This is a genomic window from Lactobacillus hamsteri DSM 5661 = JCM 6256 (genome assembly GCF_000615445.1).
Taxonomy (GTDB): Bacteria; Bacillota; Bacilli; order Lactobacillales; family Lactobacillaceae; genus Lactobacillus; species Lactobacillus hamsteri.
Window position 1 is genome coordinate 1 of record NZ_BALY01000046.1, and the last position, 8,780, is coordinate 8,780.

At 37.3% G+C, this 8,780-nt stretch carries 7 protein-coding genes and 1 pseudogene; 3 read left to right on the forward strand and 5 right to left on the reverse strand.

Annotation, left to right across the window (positions count from 1 at the left end; all coding sequences use genetic code 11):
• Positions 1-490: 490 nt before the first annotated feature.
• Both JCM6256_RS10210 and JCM6256_RS08715 read right to left on the reverse strand, forming a co-directional pair.
• Positions 491-2,526, reverse strand: a pseudogene (locus JCM6256_RS10210) (KUP/HAK/KT family potassium transporter).
• 114 nt (positions 2,527-2,640) lie between these two features.
• Positions 2,641-4,656 carry a KUP/HAK/KT family potassium transporter gene (locus JCM6256_RS08715; protein ID WP_025081299.1) on the reverse strand — a complete coding sequence of 672 codons (2,016 nt, stop codon included), beginning with the start codon at positions 4,654-4,656 and terminating at the stop codon, positions 2,641-2,643.
• Between the two features lie 234 nt (positions 4,657-4,890).
• Here JCM6256_RS08715 and JCM6256_RS08720 point away from each other — a divergent pair, with 234 nt between their 5' ends.
• Positions 4,891-5,691, forward strand: a complete 801-nt coding sequence (locus tag JCM6256_RS08720; RefSeq protein ID WP_025081300.1) for an Rpn family recombination-promoting nuclease/putative transposase — start codon at positions 4,891-4,893, stop codon at positions 5,689-5,691.
• A 48-nt stretch (positions 5,692-5,739) separates the two neighbouring features.
• On the opposite strand, the gene JCM6256_RS08725 is transcribed toward JCM6256_RS08720, so the two are convergent.
• From JCM6256_RS08725 to JCM6256_RS08730, 3 genes are all read right to left on the reverse strand, one after another.
• The gene (locus tag JCM6256_RS08725) at positions 5,740-6,183 is read right to left on the reverse strand and encodes a hypothetical protein (protein WP_025081301.1); all 444 of its coding nucleotides are present in this window, start codon (positions 6,181-6,183) and stop codon (positions 5,740-5,742) included.
• A gap of 290 nt (positions 6,184-6,473) precedes the next feature.
• Positions 6,474-6,584, reverse strand: a complete 111-nt coding sequence (locus JCM6256_RS10525) for a putative holin-like toxin (RefSeq protein ID WP_081778559.1) — start codon at positions 6,582-6,584, stop codon at positions 6,474-6,476.
• 198 nt (positions 6,585-6,782) lie between these two features.
• Entirely contained in the window at positions 6,783-7,694 is a 912-nt protein-coding gene (locus tag JCM6256_RS08730) for a hypothetical protein (RefSeq protein WP_025081302.1), read from the reverse strand.
• Positions 7,695-7,880: 186 nt separating this feature from the next.
• Between JCM6256_RS08730 and JCM6256_RS08735 the strand changes: the two genes are divergently transcribed.
• Together JCM6256_RS08735 and JCM6256_RS08740 are read left to right on the forward strand one after the other, a co-directional pair.
• Entirely contained in the window at positions 7,881-8,096 is a 216-nt protein-coding gene (locus tag JCM6256_RS08735; RefSeq protein ID WP_025081303.1) for a DUF1659 domain-containing protein, read from the forward strand.
• 87 nt (positions 8,097-8,183) lie between these two features.
• Entirely contained in the window at positions 8,184-8,447 is a 264-nt protein-coding gene (locus JCM6256_RS08740) for a DUF2922 domain-containing protein (protein WP_035438532.1), read from the forward strand.
• The last annotated feature ends 333 nt before the right edge of the window (positions 8,448-8,780 follow it).

An 8,780-nucleotide genomic window follows, 5' to 3' on the forward strand; every position in this document is an offset into this window, starting at 1 on the left:
TGGGGTGCTTTTTTGATAGAAAATACTGTGTAAAGTTGATATAATTGACTATGAAAAAAGGGAGCTAGCAAATGAAACTAGTCCCTTATGAGCAGAATTCCACTTTGGTGGCAGCTGTCTCAATTAATAGTTAATTTTATTTTTTTATATAAAAAATAACCACGATGAGCTTGGCGGCTGAGTGGCTATTTTTTTGCTTCTTTTTTCTCTTAGCCTTGATACCAATCAAAATAAGATTAAAGATTAGCTCAAGAACCAAAAGGGTTATCTTGATAAGCATAAATTGCTGTCACTCCTTTCTACATGGAAGAATAATAGAATCACTTCCCTTCGAAAGACGACAACTGCCACTAAAGCCCATAAATTTTCTACTCGTAAAAATTATACTAAAAGAATATTTGTTTAAACAAGCGAACAAGAAAAAATACTATTTTTAGCCATGAAAAAACCGCGATCTAAGATTTCTCTAGGTCGCGGTCTTTTTATTCAATTATTCTTTTTTCTTCATATTTGAGAAGTCTTTTGGGGCAACTCTCTTAATATAGGATGGATTTGGACGTCCCAAAATTAAAGGAACACGTTCAACAACCGTATCCGCATATTCCAAGCCGAACCATGAAGCTGGGTTGGATGACAAGTTTTGAAGCCATACACGAGCTTCGACCATCCATTTTTCCCAACCAGTTAATTGGGTTTGTGGTGAAATTACGTCGTTAACGATAACGAATGAGAAGTCACCAACATCACGTCCAGGAGTTGTTGTATATTCCTGTGGTTGTGGTTCAATCGTACCATCGGCGATCAAATCATGAACGATTTGACGAATGTAGACGTTCACGCTGGTTTGCTTCTTAAATCCTAAGAAAAGCTGAACGTTAATTACATTCTTAGTACCATAAGTGTTTACTGCGTATTCAGCGGTAAATGGTTCGTTAGTAACGTTAACTGTTACGAACCAGTAAGCTCCAGCACGTTTAGGGCGTTTATCCAAAATTGAGTACAAAATTTCACGTTTAATGAATTTGTTGTACTTAACCTTAGCCATGTAAACCAAGTTAGTAGCGTAGGTTGGGTAATCTTCATCGTGACTCAAGTTGGTAAGCATGCTGGTGTATTCGTCCAAACGAACGTAGCATTGCGAGATTCACGCTTGTCACGAATCTTGTTGCCGTAGAACCAAACATACATAATGCCTAAGATGAAGCCAGTGATGATTAATGAAACGTAACCACCGTGAGTGAATTTACTCAAACTTGAAGCCATGAACATAATGTTCAAGAAGCCGAAGAAGATGAGGAAAATCCAGTCCCAGAAAGTTTGGTGAACGTTCTTTGATTTCATTCTTAACCATTCGAAAAGCATGATGGTTGTCATAAGCATTGAAATAGTGATGGACAAACCATAAGCTGCTTCCATGTGAGCTGAAGTTTGGAAGTAAAGAACTAAAGCAATAGTTGCGCAACAAAGCATCTTGTTAACAGATGGAATGTAAATCTGACCCTTTTCAGTTGATGGGTAGATGATGTTCATTCTTGGCAAGAACTTAAGTCCGCTGGCTTCAGCTACCAAAGTAAATGATCCGGTGATCAAAGCTTGAGAAGCGATAACTGCGGCGATCGTTGCTAAAACGATAGCTGCTAAACGAATATTGGATGGGATGATTTCAAAGAATGGGTTGAAATCACCGCCGTGAGCTTGATAGTTAGGATTATTTAAAATCCAAACACCTTGGCCAAAGTAGTTCAAAGCAAGGCAAACAAAAACGTATGGCCATGAACCAATAATATTGCCTTTACCAACGTGGCCAACGTCAGAATACAAAGCTTCAGCACCAGTTGTGGCAAGGAAGATTGATCCTAAGATAAAAATTCCTGCCTTATTGTATGGGCTAACCAACAATTTAATTGCGTAAATTGGGTTGATGGCTTGTAAGATGGAAAGATCGCCCATCATGTTCATTGCGCCAATTACGCCCAAGAAGGTGAACCAAATAAACATGATTGGTCCGAAAGCTTTACCAATGATACTTGTACCCATTCGCTGAATCATGAAAAGCAGCAGCAGGATGACCACGGTAATCGCAATAACCATTGATTGCGTATTAACAGGGATGTTTCCTGAGCCGAATTCCATTCCTTTAAGTCCTTCGATCGCGGTTGTAACCGTAACTGCCGGAGTTAAAGTACCATCGGCCAAGATCGCAGCCCCACCGATTAGGGCAGGCAAAACTAACCATTTAGCACGTTTACGGATTAACGCATAAAGCGCAAAGATACCACCTTCGCCGTGGTTGGTTGCTTTCAAGGCAATAATCACAGTTTGAAGGGTGGTAAGAAGGGTAACAGTCCATAAAACAAGTGAAATAGAACCAATTATAAAGTCACGGTTAACGTTGGCGATGCCGCCGTTACCAGCAACGATTGATTTCATAACATAAAGAGGACTCGTACCGATATCACCGTAGACGATACCAATAGCGATCAGAAGGCCTGCCGCTGTTGTCCGTTTTTTCAAATTCTTTGTCATATTAGTACTTCCTTAACGAAAATATCTCATTTTTATGAAAAAAAGAATGCCACGCGACATTCTTTAAAACATATCTATTTTCATCTATTTAAAGGAAGTTATCAAGACCCAAAATTAGGAATTTTGTGGATATCTTTTTGGAGAGACTCTTTTAATGGTAATTTCGTTCTGATTTCCGAGAATCAAAGGCACCCGTTCGACCACGGTATCAGCGAATTCTAGGCCGAACCAAGAAGCCGGATTGGAAGAAAGATTTTGTAACCATACACGCGCCTGCACCATAAATTTTTCATAGCCCGTTAATTGCGTTTGTGGTGAAATTACGTCATTAACAATGACAAATGAGAAATCACCAACGTCACGACCAGGCGTTGTGGTAAATTCCTGCGGTTGTGCTTCGATAGTGCCATCTTTGATTAAATCATGAACGATTTGACGCAGATAGACATTCACGCTGGTTTGTTTTCTAAAACCAAGATAAAGCTGGACGTTAATCACATTTTTCGTACCAAAAGTATTAACAGCATATTCGGCAGTGTATGGCTCGTTTGTAACGTTAACCGTCACGAACCAATAGGCTTTTGCTCGCTTAGGCCGTTTATCAAGAATCGAGTAAAGCATTTCGCGCTTGATAAATTTATTGTATTTAACTTTGGCCATGTAAACGAGGTTGGTAGCGTAAATCGGGTAATCGTCGTTATGACTTAATTCGGTAAGCATGTTGGTGTATTCGTCCAAACGCACATAAGCATTTTTAGCTTCGCGCTTGTCACGAATCTTGTTGCCGTAGAACCAAACATACATGATGCCAAGAATAAAGCCGGCGATTAATACCGTTACGTAACCACCATGCAAGAATTTCGTTAAGCTAGAAATTAAGAACATGCCTTCAATGAATGCAAAAGCAATCAGGAAAGGAACCCGCAAGTAAAGTGGCGTTTTCTTTTGTCCCAAGTATTCAAATAAAAGCAAAGTCGTCATCAGCATTGTTACAGTAATTGCCAAGCCGTAGGCTGCTTCCATATGATGGGAAGTTCTGAATAAAACGACGATAGCGATGGTAACCACACAGATCATCTTATTAATAGAAGGAATATAGATTTGTCCTTTTTCTGTGGAAGGATAAATAATGTTCATCTTTGGCAAAAACTTCAAACCGCTGGCTTCGGCTACTAAAGTGAATGATCCGGTGATCAAAGCTTGAGAAGCAATGATGGCTGCGATAGTTGCAAGAATGATTGCGAAAATACGCAAGTTTTGTGGGACAACTTCAAAGAAAGGATTGAAGTCGCCATTAGTGTGGTAATTAGGATTTTGAAGAATCCAAACACCTTGGCCCAGGTAGTTTAAGGCAAGGCAAACAAAAACGTAAGGCCAGGAGCCCATGATGTTGGCTTTGCCGACGTGACCAACGTCTGAGTAAAGGGCTTCGGCACCGGTTGTTGCTAAGAAAATTGAACCTAAAATGAGGATGCCGACCTTGTTGGCGGGACTAAATAAAATTCTGATGGCATGAACAGGATTGATTGCTTCAAGAATTGACCAATCTTGACTCATGTTAACGAGACCGACAACGCCTAAGAAGGTGAACCAAACAAGCATGATGGGGCCGAAAGCTTTACCGATGAGACTTGTTCCCATTCTTTGAATTGAAAACAGCAAAAGCAAAATCACGATAGTGATAATGATCACCATATCCTGCGTTTGAACAGGGATGGCAGAGCCGAATTTCATGTTTTTAAGCCCTTCGATGGCGGTTGTAACCGTCACGGCTGGCGTTAAGGTCCCGTCGGCAAGAAGAGCTGCGCCTCCGACTAAGGCAGGAATAACGAGCCATTTGGCTCTTTTTCTAACTAAAGCATAGAGCGAGAAAATTCCACCTTCGCCGTGGTTGGTCGCCTTAAGTGCGATAAGCACATATTTTACGGTTGTAAGCAAAGTTACAGTCCAAAGAACAAGTGAAATAGAACCAACGATAAATTCGCGGTTAACATTAGCGATTCCACCGTTTTCGGAAACGATGGATTTCATTACATAGAGCGGACTAGTTCCGATATCGCCGTAAACAATACCAATGGCGATTAGTAAGCCCGCAAGCGTCATCTTGCTCTTTTTTGAACTTTTTGACATAAGCATTACCTGTTTTTGAAAAATATCAAATTACTTTCAAAATATAAAAATAAAATTTCACCTAGTATATATAATCGGGTGCAAATTAGCAATACTAAACAGCAGTTATTTTTACAAAATTTAGAATGATTTAAAAAATATAAAAAATAAGGTGATTTTCGGTAATTTGGCGATTTTTTGCGTACTTAAATATGGAGGGAGTTTTTGCTCTCAAATTTAATTTAAGGAGCAAATATGGCCGAAGAAAATTTAACAATTACGCGGGACTTAATCTTTGGGCACGTTATGAGTAATGAAGAAAACTGTAAAGAATTGCTTCAACTTATTTTGCCCAATATTGATATAAAAAAGATCTATGTTGAACCGCAAAAGGAAATCAATAGTCATTTGAAAGGGAGAAATGTGCGTTTCGATCTTTGGATAGTGGACGGTAATGGGATTAAGTATGATATCGAAATGCAAATTAAAGATGATCATAATTTAGGTGTAAGATCCCGATATTATCAATCTAAAATTGATGAAGAAACTTTGGATAAAGGGGACGATTATTTAAAGTTAAATCCATCTTTTGTTATTTTCTTGTGTGTTTTTGATCCTTTTGGATTAGATCAAAAATATTATCGTTTTAAAATGGTGGATACTGAAAATAACAATTTATGTTTGAATACGAGATCTGAGGTTATTGTTTTAAACTCAAAAGGTCAGCATGGTAAAATTAATGTAGAACTACAAAAATTTTTAGATTTCATGAATGGGTATGTTGATAGAAATGATGCATACATATCTAGATTAGATAATGATATTAAAAAATATATTTCAAGCCCTGAATGGAGGCGTGACCAAATGAACTTAGCTGTAAAGTTAGCAGATCAAAAACATGAAGATAATATTGACGCGATTGAAAAGATAATTAAGATGCTCAGGAGAATGGGGAAATCTGATTCTGAGATAAAAGATGAAATTTTTGATGCATTTGGTGATGATTTTTACAAAGGCGACTTAGATCAAATTTTGGCCGAGCGTGGAATTAAATAGAAAAGACACAAAAAAAGCAGCCCAAACGGACTGCTTTTTTCTTTTTAATTATGACAATGAACCTGCGATCTTGCCACGGCGCTTTTCGTACCAAGTGCTCCAGTCTTCGTAAGTCTTCATTTCCTTAGGATCGATATCTTCGTCCTTAGAAATTTCATCAAGCAAAGCCTTGAAGTTGTAGTCATGGTATTGAAGAACATGCTTGATCAAAGTCTTGCGTGGGAAGTGAATGTTGTTGAGCAAGTACTTGTTGATGTCAATCATGTTGTGACTCTTGTCGTATAAGTTAATGATTTCCAAATCATCTAAGTCGAATTGAGCGATGTAGAAGTTAGCGAAAATCTTTAAGTAATCAGGTTGTTCCTTGAATTCTTCAGGTTCCATAGTTACGCGATTAGCTTCTGGCATAACAACCTTAAGTTCAGGGTTTTCTTCTTCTTCCTTTTCTTCTTCTTCGGCCTTTTGATTGGTGTTCTTTTCTTCTTCAGTCAATTTAGGGCACTCCTTTTTTATAAAAAATCGGTAAGTCAACCTTAATTTTACCGAGTTTGATCGTTAAAGGCAACTGCTAAGATAAGGTTAATAATCTAAATTAGTTGTTTGAGTCATGTCATTACTTCATCCATATTATTGTTTTTAGGGATGAAAATCGAGTATAATATAATAAAGAAAAAGAGATCAACCTGCCAGTTGATCTCTTGGGTGAATCATGTTAACGATGACTTGTCCAACTGATTAATAATTCTTAATTAATAATCGCTGCTGGTGCATCAGCAAGGCGGTTATTTTTTTCTCTCATCAAAAAATTTGATTAGAGTAATCACTAATGAAATAAGGAGAATGACAAAACTGCCAAAGTCCAACATTAGTGTTAACGCATCTGCGACAGACACGATTTGACTGCTCCTTTCTGTTAAGATCTGAATAGTTATGGAATAGAACCATAAGCATCATCTCCTTGAGTCCAGAACAAGTCACCGCCTCAATAATTCACTTAAGTAAAATTATACCAAACACTTATTCCTAAAGAGAAAAGAAAAGTAAAATAAACTAAAAAGCATCGCATAACGCGGTGCTTCTTTAGTTTAATTCTATTTCTTCAAATAACTTTCAACGTCATCCTTGGTAATTTGGCTTGGCTTTGCTTGGCTATCTTGATTTACACTGCGGTATAAATTAATCATATCTTGCGGACTCCAAGCTGATGAATTGTAACCAAGAGAATCAAGCTGCTTCTTAATCTCGCTAAGAGTATCAGCCTGAACGGTTTGGCCATTTACCGTGTGATCGCCAGTATGGTGATTCTTGATTTCATTATCAACGGAAGACTGCGAGCTAGAAGATTCGCTAGATTCTGATGAATTTTCTGAGGTGGATTGATCATCTTCCTTATTATCAGTCGAACTTTGTTTATCTTCTTCGTCATTATCTAAAGCAAGCTTCTTCACGCGTTTTACGCCATCTTGGGCCAGTTTCAAATATTTGGCATAGTATTTTCCATTAATATAAGGAAGATCGATGACATCTTGATAATCGCTTAAAGCATCATCATATTCTTCATTATCTTCGTTTTCGCGAGCTTTGGTGAGAAGAGGCTTAATTTCATTGTCGATATTGGCTTTGACTTCTTCTAGCGCCTTTTTCAAAGAGCGAGCATGACTGGTCAGAACATGATAGCCGTTAGCTTGATTAGCGGCTTTTTTTGCACTGGAAATTGCTAGTGCGAAGCGATAGTTTTTAGCATCGCTAACCGCGTCAGCCATCATATCGGCTTGGGTACTGTAAGCGTGCGCCTTTTTCGTACTTTTGATTTGATAAGCTTTTTCAAAAATGCGACTTGCCTTGGCGTACTTTTTGGCTTTGACTAAAGTTTTGCCGTCTTCCATTGTTTCACTATAAGAGGAAGCACTGCTGTTTTGGGATGGATGCTGATATATCCAAAAACCACCGCAAATTATGATGACGATAGCTATTAAACCCGTCCAAATAAGGGATTTCTTCATCTGTATCTCTCCTTTTTTCTCTATATTATATTGCCTAAGAAAACTTTTTAGAATTTTTTTGAAAAAATTTGGCACATTTTTGGCCGCTCATTCGTTAGTAATAGTGTAAGATATCTCGCGCGCAGGATTGATTACGAAATCTCTATATCTACAAAATCTACATTATTAATAAGGATGGTAAAAAATATGACTAAATCATTAGCTACAAAATCAATTCAATATGCATTTTCTAATTTTGGAAAATATGGTGATAAAAATAAGAATCGTATTTTTAAGAATGTAAGGGTCGACGCGGAAGATGAAGCCGTTGTAAAAGTAGGAAAGACTTTGGCCGTTTTAATGGGTGATAGTCTTCATGGCGCGATGGAAGTCGTTAAGCGTGACATTGAAATCACTGACTAATATTAAAAGAGTGTACAAATTGATGGAATTTACCGGGGATGTAGCTTAAAAAAGCATACACGAAATAAAATTAAGGAGAATTAACAGATGAAAAACCAATCAAAAGAAATTAAGACTTTAAGATTAACTTTTAAGAATGGCGAAGGCAAGAAGAATAGCCTTAGCGTTCAAGGTCCAGCTGAATTAAAGAAGGAAGAAGTTATTCAATGCATGCAAGATATTGCGTCAGCCAATATTTTCGCAAAAGAAGGGATTGATTTGTATAAGGAACCTCAATCTGCGACAGTTGTTACTAGAAATTCTTATATTGTCTTCGATGCTGAAAAGCCTACTGACAGTAAGCAAGACTAATCTTTACTTGCTTGATGAAATTGTTGAGTTCTTTCTAAATAAAATTAAACATAATCCTTTCAGTAAATGAATAGTAGAGTGGAAATATTACAAAAGTACGGTTTGTTTGTCAAAAGCTTGTAAAATTTCTATATCTGTAAAAATCGGAATAAAACAAGAAAAGACGGGTATTTGCCCGTCTTTTCTTGTTTTAACAGTAATTTGTATTGAAAAATCATTAAGAAAATTTAAAGTTATGGCATGTGATTTATATTACAAAGCTAAAATATTAATGTTTTTAGCTTGCTTTTAAAGCTTGAGGTTAGTACAATATGAATCGTGGTAAGTAATAGG

Excerpts from the sequence above, each read along its gene's own strand:
- JCM6256_RS08720 (WP_025081300.1), top strand. The coding sequence starts at position 4,891 with ATGGCCGAAGAAAATTTAACAATTACGCGGGACTTAATCTTTGGGCAC.
- JCM6256_RS08740 (WP_035438532.1), top strand. The coding sequence starts at position 8,184 with ATGAAAAACCAATCAAAAGAAATTAAGACTTTAAGATTAACTTTTAAG.
- JCM6256_RS08730 (WP_025081302.1), bottom strand. The coding sequence starts at position 7,694 with ATGAAGAAATCCCTTATTTGGACGGGTTTAATAGCTATCGTCATCATA.
- JCM6256_RS08735 (WP_025081303.1), top strand. The coding sequence starts at position 7,881 with ATGACTAAATCATTAGCTACAAAATCAATTCAATATGCATTTTCTAAT.
- JCM6256_RS08715 (WP_025081299.1), bottom strand. The coding sequence starts at position 4,656 with ATGTCAAAAAGTTCAAAAAAGAGCAAGATGACGCTTGCGGGCTTACTA.